The sequence below is a fragment of the Photobacterium satsumensis genome (assembly GCF_050336935.1).
Lineage (GTDB): Bacteria > Pseudomonadota > Gammaproteobacteria > Enterobacterales > Vibrionaceae > Photobacterium > Photobacterium satsumensis.
On record NZ_JAKJSK010000006.1, the window covers coordinates 971065 to 995907 of the forward strand.

The window sequence follows — 24843 nt, forward strand, 5'->3', positions numbered from 1 at the left end:
TTGTATTACCATAACCTGTTAGAAGCAATTTTGGGTTCATCATGGTCAATAATGAGTTCAACCTCTCACAAATAGTGCTTTTGGACGAAGTACAAGAAACAGGAGGTATAACAAAGAAAGGTTGAAGTGTTTGATTAGGCTAAAGTTGTTTGAGCAAGAGGCAAGGCAGTAATATGCTGGGCTTGCCCCTATATACCCAAGTAACTTCAAGATGCTTGGGTATAATCATTTTATTGAATGGCGATACCTAGTACATCAGCCAGCTCTTCAAGCTGCTGCTCAGAGTCGAGCCGGAAAGACCAGTTGACCCCCGATCCCATCGCCGTTATTACATTCGCTCCATTCCCAAGCAAAGTAATATCATCTGCCGCGGCCTGTAATGATGCGCGTGCAGCGCCGTCTAATCGAACAACAACTTCATGTTGATTGGCTATGATGCGCCCAGCTGAAAAAACAATTGTCATTGATCAACCGCCTTTTTATGTTTCATGACTGCTATTGTGAGGCGGCTGGTACAAACCATACGGCCTCGGGGATCAGTAATATCAATTTGCCATACTTGGGTCTTCGCCCCCAGGTGTACTGGCGAAGCTTTACCAATAACGTGGCCGCTCCTCATTGCTCGCAGATGGTTGGCATTGATATCAAGACCGACACAATACTTACCCTCATCGACACACATGTTGGCAGCTAGCGAGCCTAGGGTTTCTGCCAATACCACAGATGCGCCACCATGTAGCATTCCCAGCGGCTGATGAGTCCGTGCTTCAACAGGCATCACAGCAGACAAACTGTTGTCATCAAATGCCGAGTACTCAATACCGAGATGCTCAACTAGCGTATTTACCGAAGTCTCATTTAAACTTTCAAGAGTGAAGGATTTTTTCCAAATACTCATCACGTTATCCAAACAATCTTATTTGGAGAGAATGATACACCAACTGTATAATTCCGCTATTGCGGTTTTTACCCAAGTAGCTTCAAGATGAGGCTCCCAGAGGGCGAGTTTACTTGGGTATATACAAATGAAAGGAGTCTAGGATGAATCGCTTTCAACCTCTTGCTATTGCAGGCTTAATCGCCTCTACGCTAGCACTATCAGCTTGCAGCAGCTCGCCGACAGGTAGGCAGCAGGTATTGCTGTTCTCTGAACAGGATATGTCCCAGCTAGGGGCACAGTCTTTTGACGCCTTAAAAGAACAAGAGAAGATCTACACTGATACTAAAACCAATCAATATGTTCAATGCGTTACTGATACCTTAACGACCCGTTTAGGAGGCCAACAAGCCACAGGGCAATGGGAAGTCGTCGTTTTTGACAGTGAGCAGGTTAATGCCTTTGCCCTACCCGGTGGCAAAATTGGGGTATACACCGGCCTACTGAACGTGGCAACGAATCAAGATCAGCTGGCCACAGTCATCGGTCATGAAATTGGCCATGTTCTTGCCCAACATAGTAACGAAAGGCTTTCCCGCTCCCAGCTTGCCAATATGGGGATGCAAATTTCCAGTGCTGCTATCGGCGGGACAGACTACCATGATGCGGCGATGGCGGGTTTGGGGCTTGGCGTCCAGTATGGCGTGTTAATGCCTTATGGCCGTGCGCAAGAATCAGAGTCGGATATTATAGGCTTGAGGATGATGGCCGAAGCGGGATTTGATCCTTATGAGAGCATCAATCTATGGAAGAATATGGCAAAAGCATCCGGTGGTAGCCAGCCACCAGAGCTGCTATCGACCCACCCTTCCCACTCAACCCGAATTGATGACTTGAGGGCCGAAATCGCTAAACTACCTAGCTATAGTACACCGAAACCTCAGTGTAAAATCTAAACTAAAGCACCTCTAGGGGTGCTTTTCCGTTATAGTCTTTCCGGAAAAATCTGACCAAAGCTTAAATACCAAATGAACCTAGATACTAAATGGCTTGAAGACTTCTTGATGCTGGCAGAAATGCAGCACTTCTCCCGTGCAGCGGAAGCCAGACACATCACTCAGCCTGCGTTCGGCCGCCATATCCGTGCACTGGAAAAAGCGGTCGGCCACTCGCTAATTGATCGGACAACAACTCCGATAAGCCTCACACCAGCAGGCCGGCAATTTCGAGCCATTGCACAGAACATGGTTTTACAAATGGAAGATGGGGTGAAAATGCTTAATGGTATTGAGCAGCCGCTTCAGAATCCAATACGTATTGCCACACCGCACTCTTTGTCTTCACCTACCCTTTTAGACTTAACGGAATACGTCAACCAGCAACATGACGTGCACTTCTCTATTGATATCCTTCGGGTAGATTTTGCAGTTGCATCATTAACCGAGTCTAACTGCGATTTTTTTCTGGGTTTTGAAATTTTGTCACTGCTGCAACCGCCTTTTCAAAACATATGCATAGGGCATGGTGATTTTCTTCTTGTATCAGCCACTGATAATCAGGGAAAAGCACTCTACAACCCCGTTATTCAAGCCTGTCCTATCCTCAAATACAGTGCTGAATCCTACAGTGCGAGGCTTATCGAGCAATACCAGCCGCAATTTGAAACACTCAACACCTATCCAGTATTTGAAAGTTCAATGTGTCAGCTCCACAAAGACATGGCATTAAGAGGAAAAGGATTAGCCTGGCTACCTGATGCTCAAATTCGCAAGGAGCTTAACTCTGGCGAGCTTGTTGCCATCGCCCCAGAACAATTCAGACTGCCCTATCAAATCAGGCTATACCGAAACTCTGCTCCCCTCCGGCATGATGCTCAGCAATTATGGGCGTGCCTGCAGCACAACGTTAAAGCAGGCTGGCAAGTCAATCGGCCCTGGCAACCCGTATAACGTAAGATGCCCAATTGATCCCAAGAGGCTTGATGTAGAGCCAAATACGTTATTTACCGCTAACCTAGTGCCGAATCGGCACTAGCATACCAATAATTGCATTTCACATTACGCCATTTCGGAGTGATACTCTCGCCAAAGGCAATCGTTTGCGCAAATAGTTGCGTCAAAGAGGTAACTGTGAATTCAACCCCTATTACACTCTCCGAGTTTTATCATCGCTTTCCAAAAGCCGATCTCCATTATCATCTGCTTGGCGGAGTCAGACTGGAAACCATGCTGTCGTTTGCAGACAAGTACCAGGTCCCTCTCACAGAGCTTGAAGCAAAAGCGTATTATCGCGCCCATCAAGAAGAGACCGGGATCGTTAAAGGTGGTATTGAAGCACTAACCTTCCTCTATCAGTTAATGCAGCAGCCAAGCGACTATGCCAGAGTTTTGAGAGAAGTCGCCGAAGATGCTCATGCCTGTGGTGTGAAGTATATTGAAACGTTTTGGAATCCATCAGATACCGTACTTAGCTACGCCGACGTTAACACAGCTTTAGCTGATGCTATCGACAATGCCTACCATGACATGGGAATTGTTATCCGGCTCATTCCTTCTATCAACCGTGAGAAGTCACCTGAAGAAGCCGTTGCTATGGTTGATGAAATGATTGCAAGCCCGCACCCTTATGTTCTAGGAATTGGCATTGACTACAAAGAGCATGATGCGCCGGTTGAAAAGTTCTGGAAAGCATACCGTTTAGCAAAACACCATAACTACAAGCTGACTGCCCACTGCTCCGAGTTTGGTTTGCACTGGCGTAACGTTGAAACCGGCATTGAGTTGATCGATGTTGATCGTATTGATCACGGTTATACCATCATCGAGAACCCGACCCTCACTCAAAAATATGCCCAAAAAGGAGTCCCTTTTACTGTAATCCCATCCAACACTTATTACGTCAAACAGTGGCCTGACCACCAAGACTGGTGCCAGCATCACCCGATTAGGGCTATGGCCAAAGCTGGGATCAATATCATCCCGTGTACGGATGACTGGCACATTCACAATACTACCAGCGCTAATTGTTACAGGGTAATGGTAGAAGACTTCGGTTTTGATATCGGTAGCTTGAAACAAATGATGATCAACAGCATTGAAGCCAGTTGGATGCCAGATGAGACAAAACAACAATGGTTGGCTGAATGGAGCTATGAGTTTGATGTCCTAGCAGCAAACTTAGTCGCAGAGCCAACTATCGCGCCGGAAATGAAAATTTGCTACCGACGCTAATCAACTCAATAAATATTAAAAAGACATGTAGAGGGAATCCATGGAAACTGTAGCTGACAAACCAGCTTTGAGCATCGCAAAGTGGTTTGACTTTAAAGGAAATAATACCAACCTCAAAACCGAGATCATCGCAGGCCTAACAACCTTTGCGACGATGGCCTATATGGTCGCAGTCGTACCGGGGATGATGAGCAAAGGCGGCATTCCGTTTGAAAGCGCCCTCACCGTCACTGTATTGATGACAGTGATCACCACTATCGCGATGGCGCTATACACCAACCGACCTTTTGTTTTAGGCCCAGGGCTTGGTAGCGTCGCCATCTTTTCATTCACCTTACTGGGTAATGACGTCCCACTAAGTATTGCTGCGGGTATTGTCTTTGTCAGTGGCGTGCTTTTTATGCTGGTCTCTTTTCTCGGCGTTCGGGACTTTGTCGTTCGTATTATTCCCCACAGCGTAAAAGTCTCGGTAGGTGTTGGCATAGGTTTGTTCATCGCCCTACTAGGGTTCAAACAAGCGGGTGTTGTCATTGCCGATCCTCGTAAAAATGTTCTGATTTTCGGCGATCTTGCATCTATTGAGGTGGTTACAGCTGTACTGGGCTTTTTTATGGTACTCTTTTTCGTATCAAGAAAAATCCAGGGCGGTATTATTCTGGCCGTTATTCTCACCACCCTTCTTAGCCTGCCTTTGGGAATAACCTCTATACCTGATAACTTTTTCAGCATGCCGGGTAGCATTGCTGACATGACATTCCAGCTTGATGTATTGGGCGCACTAAGCCCTGCTTATCTGCCGTTTCTTCTGGCATTCTTTATTCCAGACTTTTTCTCAACGCTCGGTGCGATGCTGGGCATAGGGGCACAAGCAGGATATCTCGATAAAGACGGTAACTTGCCGGGTATTGAAAAGAACTTTCACGTTGATTCTAGTGCCACAACTTTTGGTGCACTATTCTCATGCCCTGTGATGACCACATATGTTGAAAGCTCTGCGGGAGTTGAATCTGGCGGTCGAACTGGGTTTACCGCCTTGGTAACAGCAGGTTGTTTTTGTCTCACATTATTCCTTGCTCCACTAGCGGGTATGATACCGACAGCCGCTACCGCTCCCGTATTGATGTATATCGGTATTGCCATGATGAGCTCAATGAAGAAAATCAACTACGATGATATCACTGAGTACCTACCGGCATTCGTCTGTGTCGTAATGAGTGTCTTTAGCTTTAACGCTGGTAATGGTATTGCGGCAGCAATGCTGGTCTATGCCTTCTTGAAGCTGGCAACCGGACGATATAAAGAAGATCACTGGTCAGTCTATTTGATTGCCTCATCGATGATTTACTACTTCTACATCATCTCTTCGCACTAACAGAGTTAAACCCAGCAAAAAGACCAGCACGTACGCTGGTCTTTTTTTTAAAGGAGGCCTAAGAATTGTTATTTCTTTAGCTCTTCGAACTTGTCACTCAAGTCGCTAGCGGTATCCGAGGCTTTGTCAGATACATCTTCAAATACATCCTGAACGTCTTCAAACGAACGTGAATCGGTAAGATCTTCAATTTGATCTTTGTAGGTCACACCGATGTAAATTCCAAAACCGACCAAAGCCAGTACGATATATTTCAACATCTCAATCTTCTCTTCGCAAACTGAACATATGAGGCAATTCCAGCCTCTTTTTAAAATTATATACCTGTGAAAAAAAACAGCTTCCGAAGAAGCTGTTTCAATCCCAAGCTTACATTAGCGGACTAGGCTAATAAGAGACTTACCTAGTAACCATTCAAGTTCTTTCTGGCTTTCTTCACCAAAGCGCTCAAGGCATAGATTATAAAGTCTATCAATACCGCGCTTTGCAAATTCGCTGGTCGTCTCTGAGGAGGCGATATGGTGAAACAGCAAACGTAGCGTCGCCTTGAATTTTTCATCATCCAAAGCCGCAATCCAACTACTCGTAAATCCAGCCAAGCCATTATCTAGATCAAGCTTTTCAACAAATATCCGGAAGATACGACCATCGAGAGCGGTCGCGAAGTCTTGCTTCTTCGGGAAGTGATGGCTAATACCCGTACGAGATATCCCTGTTTGCTTGCTCAAGGTGGTATACGACATTTTGTCGTACCCCAACGTCAAAATTTGATCCACTACCGCATCCATAATCGTTTGGATGGTAATTTCAGTATCTTCTTTACTACGCTTCGGCATAATGCTTTGACTCTATGATTCTATTTGATCACCCAAAGACCCGCCTAATTCCCAAACGGGCTACGTAACCATATAAGCAAATGTGTTGAAATCCGATTGATGCCTCTACGTCATATTAATAACGAGTAACACAATACAGGATGTCATTCCGTTAATCGATAATATTACCGTTCTATCGTCAGTTTCAAGTCAAAATATGTCATAAAATGAAAAATTAACTCCGCCTTAGCATACTGAAAATCAACAATCGGGGGAAATGACCACATTAAATTACATTTTCGGCTTATTTACACTTAAAACCCAATATTTACAGTGCTTTGAACTAGCTGTAACTAATCTAACATCATGAACATCTTCATTCACTACATGAAATTGGCACTATTGTAATAGAAACAGGAATTTATGAACAGGCCAGCAATATTAAAAAAATTGTACACCTGTTTGAATTTTGTTCTATTTTAATCTTTGAAAACTAATTATTTTTTACGGTTTTATGTAACTAGGATGTTTTTCCAGAAGCTGCGTATCGTAAATAACTGCTTGACCAAACAGTGAAAATAGCATTATTTTAACATTACCATAACACGGAAGGATCGAAGTATGACTCTACCTCTGCAATCGGATCGCTTAAGGGATACTCTGATGACTCAACCACTGCCAACGGAAATGATTCTTAAATGGGCAGAAGAACGCGCAGATGATGTGTATCTTCGCCAGATCATCAACCGACAATTTGTTGATTTTACATATGCAGAGGTAGCTGACAAAGCACTGAAGCTTGTCAGCGCCCTTCGTGCCCAAGGCTTCAAACCCGGTGATCGCATCGCCATCATGTCGAAAAACTGTGCGGAATGGTTCATTTCAGACCTTGCGCTAATGTTGGGTAGCTATATCAGTGTTCCTATTTTCCCAACTGCGGGGCCAGAAACCGTTGAGCACTGTTTAACACACAGTGAAACAAAAGCGGTCCTCATTGGTAAGTTAGATGACAGCAAAGCCGCCCTAACTGTCATGGAGAAACACCCTGAAATTCTCTCTATCAGTTTTAACTACCCGTCGGCCCCTAAATGTGACCACGACTTCAATAGCTTGCTTGCTCAACATGAGCCTTCACAGGAACGACCAGACCATCAGCAAGATGATTTGATGTCTATTGTGTATACCTCAGGGACGTCAGGTCTCCCTAAAGGTGCGATGCTAAGTTATGGCTCATTTGCCTGGTCAGCACAGCGCCTTGTGGATCATATTGGCATGCAAGAAGGCGAACGTCTGTTCTCTTATCTGCCCCTTGCTCACATTACAGAGCGAGTTTATATCTTCGGCTCTTCAGTAATGTCTGGTATGCAAGTTGCCTTCCCTGAATCGCTAGATACCTTCATCGACGATGTCAAAATGCATCGTCCAACCTTGTTTATTTCCGTTCCTCGTTTATGGACATTATTCCAGCAACGCATCTTGGAGAAACTACCGCAAGCCAAACTCAATATATTACTAAAAATCCCATTCATTTCTGGTGTTATTAAACGCAAGCTTGCCGACGGCCTTGGTCTTAATAAAGCGCGAGTACTCGGTTGCGGCTCTGCGCCTGTTTCACCTGCCCTACTTCGCTGGTACGAAAATATTGGTTTGAATATTACCGAAGCTTGGGGGATGACCGAAAGCTTTGCCTACAGTACCCTTAACCATCCATTCCGCAGTGATAAGATAGGTACAGTCGGAAATGCTGGTCCAGGAGTCGAAATCAAGGTTTCAGCCGATGAAGAAATCCTGGTACGTGGCATGGGACTATTTTCCGGTTACTACAAAAATGAAGATGCGACCAAAGAGATGTTTGATGAAGATGGTTGGCTTCACACCGGTGATATTGGCTTCATGGATGAGGAAGGCTACCTGTCAATTCAGGGGCGTAAGAACGACACCTTCAAAACGGCAAAAGGGAAGTTTGTCTCACCAGTCCCTATCGAAAAACGTATTTTCGAACTCGCCAACATAGAGATGATGTGTGTCGTCGGTTCAGGTATGCCAGCACCAATTCTGCTTGCGATACCGCATGACTTCCCGAACTTTGACCGCGAACGTTACACCCGTACTGCTCAACGTGTTATTGATACCATCAACCAAGAGTTAGAATCTCACGCCAAAATCAAAGGTGTGCTGATGATAAAAGAGCCTTGGAGTGTGGAAAATAATATCTTGACACCAACACTCAAGATAAAACGTCACTTGCTTGAGAAGAAGTACCATGATGTAGGTGCAAACTGGCCGAAAGATCAACTGGTACAGTGGGAAGAATAACTCAACCCTACTTTATATAAAACAAGCCCCCGCATTTGCGGGGGCTCTGTCTTTACCTATAGTTCAAAGCTTATAACTCAGAGCTTATAGCGCTTTACTTCTGTCTCTAATTGTCCCGCTAATTCCTTCAAAGATTCCGCTTGGCGGGCAGCTTCCATAGCTTCTTGAGCCATTTGGTTTGCCACTTCCTGAACCCCTTCCGTATTACGGCTGATTTCAGCCGTTACGCTTGATTGCTCCTCGGCAGCCGATGCTATCTGTGTCGCCATATCACTGATCACATTGATCTCGCTGGCAATGCTATTGATACTCTCACCGGCAGCATCAACATCCTGCACACTGGTATCGGCAAGCTGATGACTATCGTTCATCACCGTCACGGCGTTATGGGTCGTAGACTGTAGCGTCTCGATCATATTTTGAATTTCTTCCGTCGACGTATGCGTACGCTGTGAAAGAACACGCACCTCATCTGCAACCACCGCAAAGCCACGGCCTTGTTCACCTGCACGGGCTGCTTCAATGGCGGCATTAAGCGCCAATAAATTAGTCTGCTCAGCAATCGATCGAATAGTCGAAAGAATGGTGCTGATTTTTAACGCATGCTCGTTAAGATCTTGAATTATAGTTGCAGCACTGGTCACTTCGCTGGCTAGGTTGCCAATCGACTGTTGGCTCTGTCCGACCTGGCGGTGACCGTCACCCGCGAGTGATACAGCTTGCTCAGCAGTTTTCGCGGTATTCTCAGCATTACCGGCAATTTCCTGCGTTGCGCTAGCCATTTCAGTGACTGCCGTTGCCACCATGGTGATTTCATCTTGCTGCTGGCGAATGTTGTGACTGCGTTGGGTTGAAGCCGCAGCTGCATCAGCTGCATTGCGGTTGAGCTCCACCGCAATATCACGCAATTTTGTCGCCATTAGGTGTTGATGTGACACGAACTGGTTAAAGTTTTCAGCTAGCTGACCAACTTCATCTTGGCTGTTAACAGGTATACGCGCCGTTAGATCTCCTTCACCATGGGCTATATCAGCCAAAGCGGCTGATACCTTATTCAATTCGCTCAGTTGTTTTGTCAGTAATAGGCTGATCAAACCGCACACCACGACAAGGATCACAAGGCCGATAAGCAACTCGTCAATTAACAAATCCCGAATCGGCGATTCGAGAACGGACTTATCCATCACCATAACAAGCGCCCAGCCAGAATTTGGCACATCGTGAATAGCAACAGCTCGCTCACGTCCGTCAAAGTCACTCAGGAAAAAGCCATTGCTACTCATCTCATTTCGGAGAGATTGGACATTTAAGCCCAATTCAGAAATCGGTTTTAACTGCATGTCTGGGTTCGGGTGAGCAACAACAACCTGATTTCCCATATCCAGCAACATGGCATAACCGTCACCCAATACTGGGATATTCAGCACATCACGCATCAGATCCCCCAGAGCCAAATCGGCACCTGCAACGCCCTGGAGTTGCCCTCCCTGCATCACAGGCTCTGCTAGGGTCACCACCAAGGTTTGCATGGTGTGACTCATATACGGTGCCGTTACAACCGGTGCCCGCGCCGCAGAAGCCTCTTTATACCAGCCTCTTTCTCGAGGGTCGTAACCTGCGCGGTTAAGGGATGGGTCCTGGCGGTGCATATCTCCTTGCTGGTTGCCGTAAAAGCTCAGGCTAAAATCACCCGAGATATGCATTTGCTTAAGATGCTCAACAATGTCCGGCGTATCATTCGTTGCCATGGTTTTCACCACGGCATTGACTGCTGCTTGCTTGCTTTCAAGCCAATCACCAATACCTTTGGTTACTGCAACGGAGGTGTTTCGGCTTTCACTTTCAATTGACTGCCAAGCTTGGTTTTTCATTGACTGGTAAGAGAAACCACCCAAAGCTATCGCTGTAATAGAAATAGCAACAAAACTCGATAACAACAGTTTAGCTTTTAAGGATAACTGCATAACTTCCCTTTATCTCGATACAAAATTGTTGGGATTATAATGTGTAGCACGCATTAAATTCATGATCTACCACCAGAAAATTCAATTTCATTCCAATATAATCAACGACATATACATTTAAATCCTTAAAGAGAAATTATCTTCATTAAACGCGTCTCATCGCGTGTTATCCACCCTACCCTTATCATTCAGCTGGCATCAGGAAAAAGTCATAAAATCAATTAGCTATAACTGGGATATATTCATTTTCGGTTCACGTACAATCAGTTACAATTTAAGGTATGAATAGAAAAAGCAAATACATAACCATTTTGTCGCTTCTCTTTTTCACCTCTTCTGCGCTAGCAAACGTTGAATTGGAGATTGATGAAGATCATGACGACGTCATGCGAGCTGTTCAGCAAGGGCTGGTACAGCCATTCTCATCTTTACAATCTAAAGTAAACGAACAGCTCCATGGCCGTATTATTCGAGTCGAGTTGGAAGAGGATGACGACATTTGGATATATGAATTAAAGCTTATCGACCCCAACAATAATATTGTGAGAGTGGAGTATGACGCTCGAACCCTCACAATTCTTGAAATAAAAGGCAGGGGTCTTGAAAACATTATCAAGGTAGACCAATGAAAATACTTGTCGTTGAAGATGAACTGGCCTTGGGCGAACAAATTGTTGAAGGTTTAGAGCAAAGCGGCTGGGTAGCAGAACTTTCTTCTGATGGCATTGATGCCTTATACCGCGCTACCTCAGAGCCTTGGGACGGAATAGTCCTCGATCTGGGCTTACCAAAATTGGATGGCCTTACCGTTCTTAGAGGCATCCGTGATGAAAACGTCACTTGCCCAGTTATTATCCTTAGTGCTCGTAACGAACTCACGCAGCGTGTCGATGGCCTTAATGCTGGCGCTGATGATTACCTAACCAAGCCCTTCCAGATGATTGAGCTTGTTGCTCGTTTGCGAGCACAAGTACGTCGTTCGACTGGCAATGCCTCACCGATTATTCAGATTGGTGGACTAAGCCTCGATACCCGTACCTCTAAAGTGATGCACAATAGTGAAAGTATCGACCTTACTGCTCTGGAGTTTAAAGTCCTTTCCTACATGATGCACAATGCAGATAAAGTCATATCTCGCACTGAGCTCGTGGAACATATATACAAGCAAGACTTTGACCGAGACTCTAATACCATTGAAGTGTTCATTGGTCGTATTCGCCGTAAAATCGGTGGGGACGTAATAAAAACGGTCAGAGGACTTGGATATCGTATCAATGCCGATTAGAGCACCACAAACGCCTCTACCAAGCCTTCGCAGCCGCTTGCTTATTGCCGCGGCTGTTTGGCTATTGGGTATTACCCTTGCTGCGGGTTACCTAATGCCATCGCTCATCAAAACCTATCTAGTCGATCAGGAAAAGCATCAGCTTTATATCTACCTTGACGAATTAACGGCTCAGATTGAGATAGACGATAAAGGCAATTTAATATCGCCTAATACATTATCCAATCCACGATTCCAGCAGCCATATAGCGGGTTATATTGGAGTGTTAGCGTTGACAACAAAGAACTGCGCTCTCGTTCTTTATGGGACACACGTATTTCCGGCGATGAGGAGTCAGGATTTATCGGTCCTGATGAACAATCACTTCTGGTACTCAACAGAAATGTCCTATTGCCCGAGCTCGATGATCCCGTCACCCTGACGGTTGCCATCAACCAAGAGCGATTACTGAAAACGCTGACACAGCTTACCAGCGGTCTGTGGTTGATATTACTGATTATGGCGGGCGGTATTCTCTGTTTAATCTGGCTGCAAGTTAGCTGGTCACTTTGGCCTCTTCGCCGTTTGCAGCAAAACTTAAAAGATGTCCGCGATGGACAAACAGCGGAACTTAGCGGGATATATCCTGCCGAAATCCGTCCTGTTGTCGACGATCTCAATGCACTTCTGTTCCATTACCAAGAATTGCTCGAGCGAGCGCGTAATCATTCCGGTAACCTGTCACATGCACTAAAGACGCCGATAGCCGTGCTCAACAATGAAGTTGCCCATCTCAATGAACAAGAGAAGTCACGACTACAGCCCTCGCTCCAACAACTTCAGCAGCATATCGACTACCACTTAGGGCGAGCGCGAATGGCTGGCGCTAGCAATATCTTATCGGCTAAAACGGCACCCTCAACCCGAGTCGATGCAATTTCCATGGCGATGGACAAAGTCTATGCCGATCGCGGTGTGGTATTGGTAAACGAGTTAGACAGTGATTTATTGGTTGCCATCGAAAAACGGGATCTCGACGAAATTTTAGGGAATTTAATAGAGAACAGCTACAAATGGGCAAAAGGCTTAGTACGAGTCCACCAACCGGAGCAAACAGCTGAAAATATTTTGCTAGTGATAGAAGATGATGGACCCGGTATTGACGATAGTGCTTACCAAAGTGCTGTAAAGCGTGGTATTAGGCTTGACGAAACCACACCGGGCACAGGGCTCGGGTTGAACATTGTCAGTGAGCTGGCCCATAGCTATCGCGGGGAATTGTTGCTTAGTCGTAGTCCACTGGGTGGATTGAGGGCATCAGTCACTCTACCGAAACCTAGAAAGTGACTTTACCTATAGTTCTATCTCGCCCATTGTGTGGTAGTTAGCTCTTATCTGGCGGGCATACGCTCGCCAGTTCCATCTTCCTTAGGCAGGCCAGAAGGTAAGGTTCACAATCCTGATAATCACGCCAAGTATCAAAGATGCAACGCCCAGTCGGTACCATTTGAACTCTTCGACAGACATACCTATACGGTTGTAAAACATCTTCAACACACCGGTCCAGTCACTTGTCCGGCGTCCGTATATAATAATCCCGTTTACGACCATGGCTAACCCTGCCAAAATCAGTAGATATTCAGCAACTGTCATTGATAACTGCAGCATGGTGTACTCCCCTTTTCATCATCTACACTCTGATTTAATGCCATTCACATCAATAGCTCAATTAGACCAAGGTAGAGTGTCAGCTTTCATCGGGAAGCTAATTTAAGAAAAAATGCCGTTAACAGTAAAGTTTGTATGCTTATTCAAGGCGTTTGGTGTAGAATCCGCCACCGGAATTTCTAACGAAGGTATCGAGGCGAAATGCAATTACTCGAAGCAAAACTACATAAAATTGACCGTCATAATTACCGCAGCTATTCCAGCTTACGCGGTGAGTACCATTTCGTTGACTTCGATTTCTTCATTGATATCACTCAATCAGACCCATTTGCACCAGCCTCTCGTGTACGTGCTCGCCGCAAATGGTCGCTGACGGATCTTGAGTGGCTAAAAGAACAGTCCCCTGATTACCAACGTGCAGCACGTGATTTCATTGCTCGTCAATTTGCCGAGTTGGCGCAGCAGATTAATGAGATTCAAATCGACCGTCCGGGACAAGCTGTTCTTGACCGTACCGCTGTTGTATTTGATGACGATGCACTTGAGCTGCGTTTCCGCGTCAACCTGCCTTCAGACGGGCGCACAATCATTGCCAAGAAGACAGCGAACCTACTGACGTTCACGATGCCGAAAATTATTCGCCGTGCCACTATAGCGCGTGAGCTACCGATGGATGAGCTCAAGCGTCATTGTGAAACCGTTGAAGATCAGATCGCCCTTCGTAAGCAACTGGCTGATAAAGGCCTAATGGCGTTTGTTGCCGATGACAGCGTGCTTCCTCGTTTGGCGGGTAACAGCGATTTACCAATGGCCGATGCAATCCCATTTGTCAGCCCCGAAAACCTTGCAGTAGAGCTTGAAGCGCCACATCGCGGTAAAATTCGCGGCATGGGTGTCCCTAAAGGCATTACCATGATTGTAGGTGGTGGTTTCCACGGTAAGTCTACCCTGTTGAATGCGATCGAAAACTCTGTTTACGATCACATTCCGGGTGATGGCCGTGAATATATCGTTACTGACGAGTCGGCGTCTAAAATCCGCGCCGAAGATGGCCGTTGTGTACATAATGTCGATCTGACGCCATACATCAGCAACCTGCCGATGGGTAAAGATACCAGCATGTTCTCGACCCAGAACGCATCCGGCTCCACATCACAAGCATCATGGCTACAAGAATCCATTGAATCAGGTTCCAATGCCCTGCTGATTGATGAAGATACGTCTGCATCAAACTTCATGATCCGCGATGAGCGTATGCAGGCATTGATTGCTAAAAACGATGAGCCAATCACGCCGCTGGTTGACCGTATTTCACTGCTACGTGACCAGTTGGGTGTATCTGTATTACTTGTTATGGGCGGCTCTGGTGACTATCTGGATGTTGCCGATACTGTCATCCAAATGCACAACTACCAGGCGATTGATGTGACAGAAAAAGCGAAAGAAGTGGTTAAATCCCACCCAACTCGCCGCCAACTTGAAGGCACTACTGAAATCACTCGTCCTCGTACACGTAAGCTAAACCGTGCCGGCCTAAAAGCGCAGCTAGAAGACGGTAAATTCCGTATTCAGATCAAAGATAAAGCGTCTATGCGTTTTGGCCGTGAGCTGATCGACCTTCAAGCGCTAGAGCAGGTTGCAGATTCAAGCCAATTGCATGCTATTGGCTGGCTGTGGTTCCAAATTGCCCAAGGTAAAGGCTGGGAAAAATCACCAAGTAAAGCTTTTGCCCAGATGCTTGCCAGTGACGAATGGTTCCGTACCATGCCAAACTACGGCGATATAGCAAAACCTCGTGTTATCGAGGTAATGGCTGTACTAAACCGTATGCGCAAATCTGAATTCCAGTAGTCGCAAACGACTCTGAATAAAAAACGATGAGGCAGGCCTCATCGTTTTTTATGCCTATTGACCATGACCATGACCATGACCATGACCATGACCATTATTTAAAACCGGCGGCTTACCGAAAAGAATAATGTTTCTCTTGGACCAAAACCTGCTTCCATTAAGACCTCCCAATCACGGTTAAAGGCATAATTGAAACCAGCAACACCATTCCACTTCTCATCGGAGCTTTGGCTCACTTCAAATTTACCGTCAGGGGCAAGTTGATCGATAATGCTATCTAATGCCGGGGGTAACCCGAGGCTTTTTAGGTCGCCAGACAAATATTGCTGTACATCTTGGTACATGGCACCAACAAATACTCGCAGCTCACGACCGCCATCGTACTCCCAACGATGGCCGACACGAGGTGCTGCAACAAAGGTTTTAATGTTGCCATCAATCGCTGAAATGCTTGTATAGGTGTAATTCATATCAACCAAGGCAAACCAACTTCCCACGCCACCAGCTATCGTCGTACCAATACCATAGGTTCCACCGTCCATATCCAGTTCAAACATGGCGTTATCAGGTAAGTCCCCACCCGCCGCGTCAAGCAACCGGCATAATGCCTTATTTCCTGCACCCGAGACCGATGCATGATCACAGCTTACTGAGTTAATTTTCGCCTTACTCGTACCTTGGGTATAGCCAAGAATGCCGTATACGTTCATGAATGGAAAAATCCACACATCGCCACGTAACGTGATATTAGATCCCTTAAAGTCTGCATGGTTGGCATCGACATCCAACGCATCTAATACTGGATGACCAGTTAAATTAATACTATTGACCGTTATAGGGTTACTCATATCCATATAAGACAAAGAAAGCCCATAAGGTTTGGGGAGTGTATATCCTCGCTTTTCTGCTTCATCACCCCATATAGGGAAAAAGGAATCCTGACCATAAGTCAGCGGTGCAACAAAAAGACTCAATAGCAGTAAAGCTTGTGTTTTCAAAATTATATCTCAGTTATCAATTACAACACCGTCCCTGGTTACTTCTTCACTCATACATGATGACACTTCAAGACTTAACAGGCCCTTAATTGAACACATTTCAATTGCATGTAGAATTACACATGTACGAAATATCTGTGAACAATAATATTCGTATTTTCAGTGAAATATGCTCTTTATGTTGAAACTATCAACATGACTATTATGGATAATGCATAGTTATCCGGCAATTTATTTTCAATTAATTAAACACCAGTCAATTGAAGTTCAGCATTAATCTATAGTCTAGTCGTCGGTCGTCAATAATGTTATTCAAACAGGTTCGTTTATGGTTTTACTTGCGTTAACTACCCTATCGTTATTTGGGGTTGTTATTTTTTTAGTCAAGCTTGGCATTTTAGCTAAACACCGGGTGCATATAAAACAAGGTCAGTATTCACTTGAAGACTGGCCGAGTGTCACCGTTGTCATTCCTGCCCGCAACGAAGAACACAATATCAAGAACTCGCTTGGAACCATTCTTAAACAAGATTACCCTGCCAACAAGCTTGAAGTGATAGTTGTCGACGACTTTTCGGAAGATGCGACCCGTGCAATCGCTGAGCAGTTAATGGCAGGCAGCGAATTCAACACACGCTGCATCAGCGGTCGCCCACTACCGAAAGGGTGGATTGGTAAGAGCAATGCTTGTATGGCAGGCGCACTACAAGCCAATGGCGACTATATCTTCTTTGTTGATGCCGATACGCAATCTGAAAAAGGCATGCTGAAAAGCATTATGGGTTTCACCGTCGAGAAAGAAATCGACTTACTTTCGTTTAATCCACGCCAGCTTATGGTTTCCGCTTCCGAAAAAAACCTCCTGCCAGGTCTTTTCCTATCAATCGCCTCATACATGAAGTTCCATGAGTCGAACAACCCAGAAAAGGAAGAAGCGATAGCCAACGGTCAAGCAATGTTGTTTAAAACCACTGCCTACCAAGCAGTTGAAGGACATACCGTGGTGGCCTCAGAGATCTCAGAAGATCTCGCGTTTGCCAAAGCGATGAAACAGCGGGGCTTTAAAATTTTCTGGGCGTTTGCTGATGACTTGATGAGCACGCGCATGTACACCAGTGCGAATGAAATCTGGCACGGTTTCTCGAAAAACATGAGCCGTATTGTAGCAACAAATAGCCTAACCAGCGTTATTTCTGCGGCAAGTAAGTCACTCTTTATCGCTTGGTCTACACCGGTTTTATTGCTGTTGTCATGGCTATCTTACAGCACGGACCCTTCTCAAATCGGTCTATTCATTCTAGGAATAAACCTACTTATGCAGTTGGTGCTCGTTATTACTTACGCTGTACTTGTTGCCCAGCTCTATGTTCCCGTGGTCTACGCGCTATTTGTACCATTTGGTATCACTTTACAGGGGTTACTGGTGATTAACTCCTATCGCTTAGCTAAACAAAAATCCATCTCTTGGAAAGGGCGTGTGGTGGAATAATGAAACAGGTTCTATTTTCTCTGCTTACTGTTATTTCTGTTCACGCTTTCTCGGCTCAGGCCATTGCCCAAGAAGCCCCATGGAAGAACGTTCGTGATCGCAACGATATACAGGTATACAACCGCTCTATCAAAGGCAGCGACTTTAAAGAGTTTATGGCACAAACAACACTAGACGCCAAAATCAGTACAATCATTGCTGTCTTTAACGATACCCATGCGGGCGTAGAGTGGGTTGAAAATGTCGATGAAATGCACACTGAGAAAGTGATCAGTGATTCAGAAACAATCACTGTAACCTATAGCAAAGCACCTTGGCCCGTTGCCGATCGGGATGCTGTGGTATTGAATAAAACCACTCAAGACCCAGATACTTTAGTTGTGACTATCGAGCAAGAAGGCATCCCCGACTATTTGCCGCTTAAAGACGGTGTTGTCAGAGTGAAAAGCTTAACAAGTCAGTGGGTATTTAGCCCAATCAGCGACTCGGTGACACATGTACATTATCAGGTTCTGACCGATCCCGGCGGTAATCTACCTGCGTGGTTAATCAACCTAGTGTCTGTCTCCCAGCCGTACAACTCCTTACTTGGCTTAAAGCAAATGGTCAAACGAGAGAAATACCACAATCAGTACCATCCGCATATTGTTGATTTTTAATAACTCTTTATCGTCACAAAAAAGCCCCCCATTTTTGGGGGGCTAATGACATAGCTATTTACTGATCATTGCTCTTGCTGAAACTGTTTCATCAACCGCTCCAGACCTTCCAATCGCTCCACTAGCATGCGAGTGCTCTCAACCGAAGTATCGCTGGTTTTTTCTGTCTCACTTGCTAATTGATTGATCTTTTGAATATGCTCTGCGATGTCGACACTAACGCCCGCTTGTTGCTCTACCGCTGCTGCAATTTGGTGGCTACTATCAGTCACGACATCCAGAACCTTATTGATTTCCTTTAACTGCTCACCCATTGTCAGCGCCTGTTGTCGGCAATGCTCAGACTGCTCACCACCACGATCTACCGCAGCCACTGCCTGGCCCGCAATATCTTGCAGCTGAGTGATCATCTGGTGAATTTCACCAGTAGAAGATTGTGTTTTCTGCGCCAATGAACGCACTTCATCAGCAACAACAGCAAAGCCCCTTCCCGCCTCACCAGCACGAGCAGCTTCAATGGCTGCATTCAGTGCCAGCAAGTTAGTTTGATCGGCAATGGTGCCAATGACATCCAAGATGCCTTCAATCTGGCGGCTACTCTCTGACAAGGCGTTGATCACCCGTTTAGAATCATCGAGCTCTTTGTGCAATGCATTGACCGAAGTGATCGTTTCCTCAACTCTAACCTGTCCACTGTTTGCCACTTGCTGTGCCTTTACCGTCATTTCAGAGGCATTGGCTGCATTCTCAGCAACTTCTTTAACGGTTGACGCCATTTGGTCAATTGCTACCCCGACTTGTTCAGTCGAAAGGGTCTGTTGCTGTAAATGTGTTTTAATTTGCTGGGTATTAGCAAATTCGTCTTCTGCCGACAGAAGGATATCAGCAGAAGTTTCACTGGCCCGAGCGACAATGGCACGTACTTCAGCCTGACGCATTCTTAGTGCCAGTTCAATGCCCGAATAATCATCGAATTTACCGGTATAGATCGGCTCCATAAGCGCATTATCGTAAGCCTCGTGAGCAAGACCCGTTACAACAGCTAGCCGCTTCTGTGCATAGATGTTCACAAACAGCCCGAGAACTAACATAGCACTGACGGCCATAACGATCCCGGAGGACGAGACTATCGCTTCATATATTGCTAACAGGCTGGCAAGTGCAAAGATACCACTCAATACCGCCCCCAAATTCAATCGAAAACGGTTACCGCTAAGCTTACCTTCACGAAGGGATTTATATTTAGCTTCTGCCCGTTTTATTTCTTCCCTGTTAGGCTTACTGCGAACTGATTGATACTCGACGACCTGCCCGTCCCCATTCAAGATGGGGGTAACAAATGCAGAAACCCAATAGTAGTTACCATCTTTGCACTTATTTTTTACCAGCCCCATCCAACTTTTACCTGCTTTGACATATTGCCAAAGTTGCGCGAAAGCCGCTTTAGGCATGTCTGGATGCCGAACGATATTATGGGGGTTATCAATTAGCTCTTCACTAGAGTAACCAGCAATATCGCAAAAGGTATTATTGGCATAGGTAATAGTGCTACTGGGATCCGTGGTTGAAATGAGGTTCAACGAGGCTGAATACTCGACTTCCTTTCCTTGGCTCGACGTATTCTCAAAATGTGATTTATCCGCTGTCATTATTGTCACTTATTATTTTTATTCCGGTTGAAAAAGAGGCAAAGGAAAGCAACCCACCGCTTCTTATTGCCGGTTATTGTGACATTTATTCCAAGTTATCAAGTTGATTTATATTAAATAACTATCAGACAGTAACGAGCCAAAGCGTGAGCAAATCATTTCAACACTACGCTACCTATCAAAAAACAACGAGGCAGATGCCTCGTCGTTTGTAGTTACGATATATATTGCTATTCGCCTCGATTTAATTCGGCATGCCCAACATAGCTCTGAGTTCTGGTAAGGCTTGCTTCATGGCTTTGTAACCAACATTCATCGCGGCGGTACGTTCCAATGAACCGCCAAAATTCACAAGGCTTGGATCAGGTGACACCGGGGCTAGCACAATATCCGCACTCTCTATTTCTTCTTTAGTCGCAATACAACTCTGCATCCAGAACGTATTCGCCATGGTATCAACAGCGGTATATTTGAGCGGAGGTGGCAAACTACAGAATACGTCGACCCCTATTACAATATCAGCCCCTAGTTGGCGAGCAGCATACACTGGAACCAGAGACAACACGCCCCCATCTACAAGGATATCTTCATTGTGATAAATAGGCACAAACACACCGGGTACACTTGATGACGTTTGTACAGCTTCGCCAATATCCCCTGCAGTAAACATTACAGCCTTCTGCTGAGTCAGGTTAGTGGCAACAATACCTGTTGTGATAGGTAAATCACTGATATCTTCATATCCGGTGTGCTTATTCACCCACTTGGCCAAGGCTTTGCCTTTTATCAACCCTTTACGAGACAGGTTGATATCGACTATCTCATGCTCGGAAAATTCAAACATCTTCCGCTCAACATCAAGGTATTCATGGCTGCTATATAACGCAGCAGCAATTGAGCCCACTGAGGTACCAGTGACGATATCAGCCTTAATCCCAGCTTCTTCTAGCGCTCGCATCACCCCAAGGTGCATCATGCCCCTAGATGCACCACCTCCGAAAGCAATAGCTAACTTAGGCTTATCAGCTTTTGGGGGATTTACTGGCTCAACTTGTGCCGCCTCTGCCGTGGACACGATAGCAATATCTACCGCAGTAAGGTCATTGTATTCATTAACGGTTGAACACCCATATAAACCTACCAGCAACAATGGGGTAATGAATTGGCGAACCTTTCTTTGCAATACAGTGTTATTCAATGCCAACTCCTTGTGCTTCAAGCTCTTTACTGTCTTGCTGCTCGGCATAATGAGCAATAATTGGAAACACGGTGTGATCAATACGATCAGACCAAATCTGCGCTGGTATATGGCTAAACGTCGCTGCATAGCGAGGTGTGATTTCCAATACCAACTTGGCAATATGATCCAACTCCAACGATTCTGCATAAGCAGGAAGTGAAATGACTGTTGCAGTTGAGCGTGTCAATGGCTGTAAGTGCTCAAACTGAGCATCCAATAAATCAGGTGTCAATAAGTGCGGTGTTTGCTGATCTCCCAGAGCATAATGGCGCTTCAATACCATGTACTTGCTTGGTATAGACTCTTGTGAGCTCCACCATTTTCCATCAACAGCAGAAAGTACCTCTTTTGCTTGCGCTCTATCCACAATACCCAGCTCTTGTAAGCTTGCATTCAACCATAAGCTTACATTCTGATTGTATTCCACTTCACTCAACACCTTACGCTGCTGGATCAAGTTAAGGACAATCTTCGCCCCCAGCATGTTGGAGTAGAGATCTTCGAGTGAGAAGGCTGAAATAGTTTCTGGCCAACCAGAAAAACTAGTATAGCCATGCCACTGAGCTATTTCATGAGACTCGGCTTTGAAATACGCCAAGCGCGCCGCCAAATGTGCGGCAACCGACCACCTCTGCTCATCAGTCAACGATGACACATCGAATGCTTTCATTTCAATGTAGCGAGGACCAAGCTCGGCAGGCAATTCAATGCGATGGGCTTTACCTAAATTAGCCAAGATTTCAAAGAACAAGCCAATGGTGTCATCTGCAGTATCGCGCGCATGTGCAAGATCGATAAAGCCGCCTTTTTGCGTATACAAGATGCCGTTATTTTCACTGCCACCATGATCCAGTACCGACGAAGAGGATTGCGTATAATAATAAATCCCGCTAGCGAACTTATGCGGACCAATATCACCAAGCTCAACAACGTTATTCAAACGGAAAAACGGCACTGGGACAGGACCAAGCTTGATTTTCTGCATATCGCCGAAAGCACAGCATGGACGCACATTCTGAGGCACGGTAAATTGCGGGTAACTGGCTTCATCCAACTGCCAACGGTGACTTGTCGATTGTGTTCCTGCTAGCATACCTGCCACTTCTGTATTACTTGGTACAACGTGGGTTTGCCATGTATTTGACGAACACCCAGCCATCAAGGCCAGCAGCGCCACCACAAATAACGGGCGTAATAAAGTACGGCTCATATCAGTTAAAACGCTTCATTAATTGCAAAGTAAAAGCCGCTTTGATCGTTGCCAAAGCCCATATCCAAACGTAGGTTGACGCGCTGCTTAATTTCAAAGCGGTAGCCTGCCCCAACGGAGTAAAGCCACTTATCATCACCCAGCTGATCAAACTCTTCCGCCAACGTACCGCCACCTACCCAATACACCATGCCATGGCGGCCTGATAACGGCTGACGGTACTCCACTTGTGAAATCAACATGTTTCTATCACGGTAGTGACCTTGCTCATAGCCACGCAGTGCCTCGGCACCACCAAGCAATGCCATTTGATCCCATTTCACATCACCGAAGTTAGATTCCACCCGCGCTTGCCACGCAAGGACGCCAGGAATCACCGACAATGAATGATAATCGCTGTAATTTAGCCTAACTCGCTCGAAGTCATTATCTGAACCGAGTGCTGTATCAAAACGTTGGTACTCAAGTTGAATTAACCGCCCTTTTGAGGCATTAAGTGCAAAATCACGGGAATCGTAAGTTAGGCTAACCATTGCGCCGGCATTACGCTGAGTATCGGGAAAGTTAGCAATATCTTCACCGATCCACGGTGTATCCGTATTCTCTTGCTCGACGCTCGATGCTTCGTTACGGGAAAGTTCGAACCCCATACCAAGATAGGTATAGGGCAGTACGCGTACCATACCTGTTACTGAGCCTGAATAGGTACGGCGGTCATAGTCTACACGTTCATTATTCATACCGGCATCAACCCCCACACCATGAAAAATATCCGGCGAGTCCATTAATTCGGCATCGAAAAACAAACGATACTTATCGTTCTTTAAGTAGTTAGCATTGCGTATCGCAACCCCATAGGCACCGTTTATTGAACCAAAGCCATTGATAGTGATAGAGCTTGGTTGCGATACCGTATCGTTCATATCTGGCATGTACAAACCTACTGCAGACACGCCGATACCGAACTTTTTCTCCGGGGTATAAAATGGCCCCGGCATGACGCTCCAGTCGATCCCCTTTTCAGGGTTAAAATCGCCATCTGCACCTAATTCAAGCAGCATTCCATCGAGCCATTGCTGGTAACGTTGATAAGCAGTCAATTCTGGATCCTGCACAGCAGAGCCTTGCTCAGTCTGCTCAGCAAAGCTGGTGCCAGACAATACCAAGCACACAAGAAGAAGTATTTTTTTCATTATTTAGAATCGACGACCTAAAGCAAAGAAGAGGGTTTCTCGCTGGCCAAAACCAGCTTCCATCAATACATCCCAGTTACGGTTGAAGGCATATTGGAATCCCACGACACCATTCCACTTTTCATCAGCACTTTGGCTAACTTCAAAGCCCGCATCTGGCGCAAGTGCATCAACTGCCTTGGCGAGCTCAGACGGTAATCCCAAACTCTTCAAGTCGCCAGATAGATACTGTTCAACATCTTGATACATGGCACCAACAAACACACGTAGTTCACGCCCTCCATCGTATTCCCAACGGTGGCCGACACGCGGTGCCGCAACAAAGGTTTTAATGTTGCCATCGATTGCGGAAATACTGGTGTAGGTATAATTCATATCCAACAGCGCAAACCAACTACCGACCCCACCCGCGATTGTTGTACCTATACCATAAGTGCCACCGTCCATATCCAGAGTGAACATGGCGTTGTCAGGTAAATTAGCGCCAACCTGATCGATCACGGAACATAACGCGTTATTTACAATGCCGTTCACTGCACCACGGTCACAACTCACTGAGTTGATTCTTGCTTTGCTTTGGCCTTGGGTATAACCAATAATGCCGTAAACGTTAAGAAACGGGAAAACCCATACATCACCACGAAGCGTAATGTTCGAGCCAGTAAAGTCTGCATGGTTAGCATCGATATCCAGAGCTTCAAGTACCGGGTGACCAGTCAAGTCGATACTGTTGACCGTAATCGGGTTACTCATATCCATATATGAAATAGAAAAGCCGTATGGATTTGGTAACGTGTAGCCAAGCTTTTCTGCTTCATCACCCCAGATAGGAAAAAAGGATTGCTGCGCATAACTAAGCGGAGCGAAAAGAACTGCAAGCAGCAGTAAAACTCTTTGTTTCAAAATGTTTTCTCAGTAAAATTATTGTTTCTGCTTCCTGCTTACCGTTTGAAAGAAAATACCTTCAAAAATTGTTTCCAATCGATTACTCATCGATTATTAAGAACAAATCCACTCTTCCCAAGTGATTCGAGCGCTGACTAATAT

General features: G+C 45.6%; 23 protein-coding genes. 11 read left to right on the forward strand and 12 right to left on the reverse strand.

The genetic code is table 11. The features are described from left to right. Nucleotides 1-230: 230 nt before the first annotated feature. Together L4D79_RS04620 and L4D79_RS04625 are read right to left on the reverse strand one after the other, a co-directional pair. Nucleotides 231-464, reverse strand: coding sequence for a DUF3389 family protein (locus L4D79_RS04620; RefSeq protein ID WP_428647989.1), 234 nt, complete (start codon nt 462-464; stop codon nt 231-233). Then, complete coding sequence (locus L4D79_RS04625; RefSeq protein ID WP_428647992.1) at nt 461-898, reverse strand: hotdog fold thioesterase; 438 nt, start codon at nt 896-898, stop codon at nt 461-463. Before L4D79_RS04625 ends, L4D79_RS04620 begins: the two co-directional genes overlap by 4 nt. A 143-nt stretch (nt 899-1041) precedes the next feature. On the opposite strand from L4D79_RS04625, the gene L4D79_RS04630 reads away from it, so the two are divergent. From L4D79_RS04630 to L4D79_RS04645, 4 genes are all read left to right on the forward strand, one after another. Continuing rightward, complete coding sequence (locus L4D79_RS04630) at nt 1042-1833, forward strand: M48 family metallopeptidase (protein ID WP_428647995.1); 792 nt, start codon at nt 1042-1044, stop codon at nt 1831-1833. Between the two features lie 72 nt (nt 1834-1905). Then, nucleotides 1906-2826 carry a LysR family transcriptional regulator gene (locus L4D79_RS04635; protein ID WP_428647998.1) on the forward strand — a complete coding sequence of 307 codons (921 nt, stop codon included), beginning with the start codon at nt 1906-1908 and terminating at the stop codon, nt 2824-2826. Between the two features lie 180 nt (nt 2827-3006). Then, nucleotides 3007-4107: an adenosine deaminase family protein gene (locus L4D79_RS04640; RefSeq protein ID WP_428648001.1), complete on the forward strand. Its 1101-nt coding sequence runs from the start codon at nt 3007-3009 to the stop codon at nt 4105-4107. A 40-nt stretch (nt 4108-4147) separates the two neighbouring features. Continuing rightward, a complete protein-coding gene (locus L4D79_RS04645; protein ID WP_428648004.1) occupies nt 4148-5479 on the forward strand; it encodes an NCS2 family permease in 1332 nt (443 codons plus the stop codon). A gap of 68 nt (nt 5480-5547) precedes the next feature. Here L4D79_RS04645 and L4D79_RS04650 read toward each other — a convergent pair whose 3' ends face one another. Both L4D79_RS04650 and L4D79_RS04655 read right to left on the reverse strand, forming a co-directional pair. Beyond that, nucleotides 5548-5739, reverse strand: coding sequence for a YtxH domain-containing protein (locus tag L4D79_RS04650; protein WP_428648007.1), 192 nt, complete (start codon nt 5737-5739; stop codon nt 5548-5550). A 114-nt stretch (nt 5740-5853) separates the two neighbouring features. Beyond that, nucleotides 5854-6315 (reverse strand): TetR/AcrR family transcriptional regulator, encoded by a 462-nt coding sequence (locus L4D79_RS04655; RefSeq protein WP_428648010.1) that lies wholly within the window; start codon nt 6313-6315, stop codon nt 5854-5856. A gap of 600 nt (nt 6316-6915) precedes the next feature. Here L4D79_RS04655 and L4D79_RS04660 point away from each other — a divergent pair. Beyond that, nucleotides 6916-8610 carry an AMP-binding protein gene (locus tag L4D79_RS04660; protein WP_428648013.1) on the forward strand — a complete coding sequence of 565 codons (1695 nt, stop codon included), beginning with the start codon at nt 6916-6918 and terminating at the stop codon, nt 8608-8610. 77 nt (nt 8611-8687) lie between these two features. Here L4D79_RS04660 and L4D79_RS04665 read toward each other — a convergent pair whose 3' ends face one another. Next, nucleotides 8688-10574, reverse strand: a complete 1887-nt coding sequence (locus L4D79_RS04665) for a methyl-accepting chemotaxis protein (protein ID WP_428648015.1) — start codon at nt 10572-10574, stop codon at nt 8688-8690. 281 nt (nt 10575-10855) lie between these two features. Between L4D79_RS04665 and L4D79_RS04670 the strand changes: the two genes are divergently transcribed. The 3 genes from L4D79_RS04670 to L4D79_RS04680 are packed head-to-tail and all read left to right on the forward strand — an operon-like array spanning nt 10856 to nt 13186. Next, entirely contained in the window at nt 10856-11203 is a 348-nt protein-coding gene (locus tag L4D79_RS04670) for a PepSY domain-containing protein (protein WP_428648018.1), read from the forward strand. After that, nucleotides 11200-11859 (forward strand): response regulator transcription factor, encoded by a 660-nt coding sequence (locus L4D79_RS04675; RefSeq protein WP_428648020.1) that lies wholly within the window; start codon nt 11200-11202, stop codon nt 11857-11859. Before L4D79_RS04670 ends, L4D79_RS04675 begins: the two co-directional genes overlap by 4 nt. Further along, nucleotides 11849-13186 (forward strand): ATP-binding protein, encoded by a 1338-nt coding sequence (locus L4D79_RS04680; RefSeq protein WP_428648023.1) that lies wholly within the window; start codon nt 11849-11851, stop codon nt 13184-13186. Before L4D79_RS04675 ends, L4D79_RS04680 begins: the two co-directional genes overlap by 11 nt. An 81-nt stretch (nt 13187-13267) precedes the next feature. Here the strand turns inward: L4D79_RS04680 and L4D79_RS04685 are convergent, their stop codons facing one another. Continuing rightward, nucleotides 13268-13507, reverse strand: a complete 240-nt coding sequence (locus tag L4D79_RS04685) for a hypothetical protein (protein WP_428648026.1) — start codon at nt 13505-13507, stop codon at nt 13268-13270. A gap of 201 nt (nt 13508-13708) precedes the next feature. Here L4D79_RS04685 and L4D79_RS04690 point away from each other — a divergent pair, with 201 nt between their 5' ends. Continuing rightward, on the forward strand, nt 13709-15358 hold the full coding sequence (locus L4D79_RS04690; protein ID WP_428648029.1) for a P-loop domain-containing protein: 1650 nt from the start codon (nt 13709-13711) through the stop codon (nt 15356-15358). A 98-nt stretch (nt 15359-15456) separates the two neighbouring features. Here L4D79_RS04690 and L4D79_RS04695 read toward each other — a convergent pair whose 3' ends face one another. After that, the gene (locus L4D79_RS04695; protein WP_428648032.1) at nt 15457-16356 is read right to left on the reverse strand and encodes a hypothetical protein; all 900 of its coding nucleotides are present in this window, start codon (nt 16354-16356) and stop codon (nt 15457-15459) included. Between the two features lie 328 nt (nt 16357-16684). Between L4D79_RS04695 and L4D79_RS04700 the strand changes: the two genes are divergently transcribed. Next, nucleotides 16685-17845 carry a glycosyltransferase gene (locus L4D79_RS04700; RefSeq protein WP_428648034.1) on the forward strand — a complete coding sequence of 387 codons (1161 nt, stop codon included), beginning with the start codon at nt 16685-16687 and terminating at the stop codon, nt 17843-17845. Further along, nucleotides 17845-18504 carry an START domain-containing protein gene (locus L4D79_RS04705; protein ID WP_428648036.1) on the forward strand — a complete coding sequence of 220 codons (660 nt, stop codon included), beginning with the start codon at nt 17845-17847 and terminating at the stop codon, nt 18502-18504. The genes L4D79_RS04700 and L4D79_RS04705 overlap by 1 nt, the downstream gene beginning before the upstream one ends. Before the next feature lie 65 nt (nt 18505-18569). On the opposite strand, the gene L4D79_RS04710 is transcribed toward L4D79_RS04705, so the two are convergent. The 5 genes from L4D79_RS04710 to L4D79_RS04730 form a co-directional block, all read right to left on the reverse strand. Continuing rightward, nucleotides 18570-20153 carry a methyl-accepting chemotaxis protein gene (locus L4D79_RS04710; protein ID WP_428648039.1) on the reverse strand — a complete coding sequence of 528 codons (1584 nt, stop codon included), beginning with the start codon at nt 20151-20153 and terminating at the stop codon, nt 18570-18572. Between the two features lie 244 nt (nt 20154-20397). Further along, complete coding sequence (locus L4D79_RS04715; protein WP_428648042.1) at nt 20398-21351, reverse strand: patatin-like phospholipase family protein; 954 nt, start codon at nt 21349-21351, stop codon at nt 20398-20400. Next, nucleotides 21344-22603 (reverse strand): DUF4056 domain-containing protein, encoded by a 1260-nt coding sequence (locus tag L4D79_RS04720; protein WP_428648045.1) that lies wholly within the window; start codon nt 22601-22603, stop codon nt 21344-21346. The genes L4D79_RS04715 and L4D79_RS04720 overlap by 8 nt, the downstream gene beginning before the upstream one ends. A 5-nt stretch (nt 22604-22608) precedes the next feature. Beyond that, nucleotides 22609-23796 carry a BamA/TamA family outer membrane protein gene (locus tag L4D79_RS04725; protein WP_428648047.1) on the reverse strand — a complete coding sequence of 396 codons (1188 nt, stop codon included), beginning with the start codon at nt 23794-23796 and terminating at the stop codon, nt 22609-22611. Between the two features lie 3 nt (nt 23797-23799). Further along, nucleotides 23800-24699: a hypothetical protein gene (locus tag L4D79_RS04730; protein ID WP_428648049.1), complete on the reverse strand. Its 900-nt coding sequence runs from the start codon at nt 24697-24699 to the stop codon at nt 23800-23802. Nucleotides 24700-24843 lie beyond the last annotated feature (144 nt).

Coding starts and splice junctions, on each gene's coding strand:
- L4D79_RS04620 (WP_428647989.1), bottom strand. CDS start 464: ATGACAATTGTTTTTTCAGCTGGGCGCATCATAGCCAATCAACATGAA.
- L4D79_RS04625 (WP_428647992.1), bottom strand. CDS start 898: ATGAGTATTTGGAAAAAATCCTTCACTCTTGAAAGTTTAAATGAGACT.
- L4D79_RS04630 (WP_428647995.1), top strand. CDS start 1,042: ATGAATCGCTTTCAACCTCTTGCTATTGCAGGCTTAATCGCCTCTACG.
- L4D79_RS04635 (WP_428647998.1), top strand. CDS start 1,906: ATGAACCTAGATACTAAATGGCTTGAAGACTTCTTGATGCTGGCAGAA.
- L4D79_RS04645 (WP_428648004.1), top strand. CDS start 4,148: ATGGAAACTGTAGCTGACAAACCAGCTTTGAGCATCGCAAAGTGGTTT.
- L4D79_RS04650 (WP_428648007.1), bottom strand. CDS start 5,739: ATGTTGAAATATATCGTACTGGCTTTGGTCGGTTTTGGAATTTACATC.
- L4D79_RS04655 (WP_428648010.1), bottom strand. CDS start 6,315: ATGCCGAAGCGTAGTAAAGAAGATACTGAAATTACCATCCAAACGATT.
- L4D79_RS04660 (WP_428648013.1), top strand. CDS start 6,916: ATGACTCTACCTCTGCAATCGGATCGCTTAAGGGATACTCTGATGACT.
- L4D79_RS04665 (WP_428648015.1), bottom strand. CDS start 10,574: ATGCAGTTATCCTTAAAAGCTAAACTGTTGTTATCGAGTTTTGTTGCT.
- L4D79_RS04670 (WP_428648018.1), top strand. CDS start 10,856: ATGAATAGAAAAAGCAAATACATAACCATTTTGTCGCTTCTCTTTTTC.
- L4D79_RS04675 (WP_428648020.1), top strand. CDS start 11,200: ATGAAAATACTTGTCGTTGAAGATGAACTGGCCTTGGGCGAACAAATT.
- L4D79_RS04680 (WP_428648023.1), top strand. CDS start 11,849: ATGCCGATTAGAGCACCACAAACGCCTCTACCAAGCCTTCGCAGCCGC.
- L4D79_RS04685 (WP_428648026.1), bottom strand. CDS start 13,507: ATGCTGCAGTTATCAATGACAGTTGCTGAATATCTACTGATTTTGGCA.
- L4D79_RS04690 (WP_428648029.1), top strand. CDS start 13,709: ATGCAATTACTCGAAGCAAAACTACATAAAATTGACCGTCATAATTAC.
- L4D79_RS04700 (WP_428648034.1), top strand. CDS start 16,685: ATGGTTTTACTTGCGTTAACTACCCTATCGTTATTTGGGGTTGTTATT.
- L4D79_RS04705 (WP_428648036.1), top strand. CDS start 17,845: ATGAAACAGGTTCTATTTTCTCTGCTTACTGTTATTTCTGTTCACGCT.
- L4D79_RS04710 (WP_428648039.1), bottom strand. CDS start 20,153: ATGACAGCGGATAAATCACATTTTGAGAATACGTCGAGCCAAGGAAAG.
- L4D79_RS04720 (WP_428648045.1), bottom strand. CDS start 22,603: ATGAGCCGTACTTTATTACGCCCGTTATTTGTGGTGGCGCTGCTGGCC.
- L4D79_RS04725 (WP_428648047.1), bottom strand. CDS start 23,796: ATGAAAAAAATACTTCTTCTTGTGTGCTTGGTATTGTCTGGCACCAGC.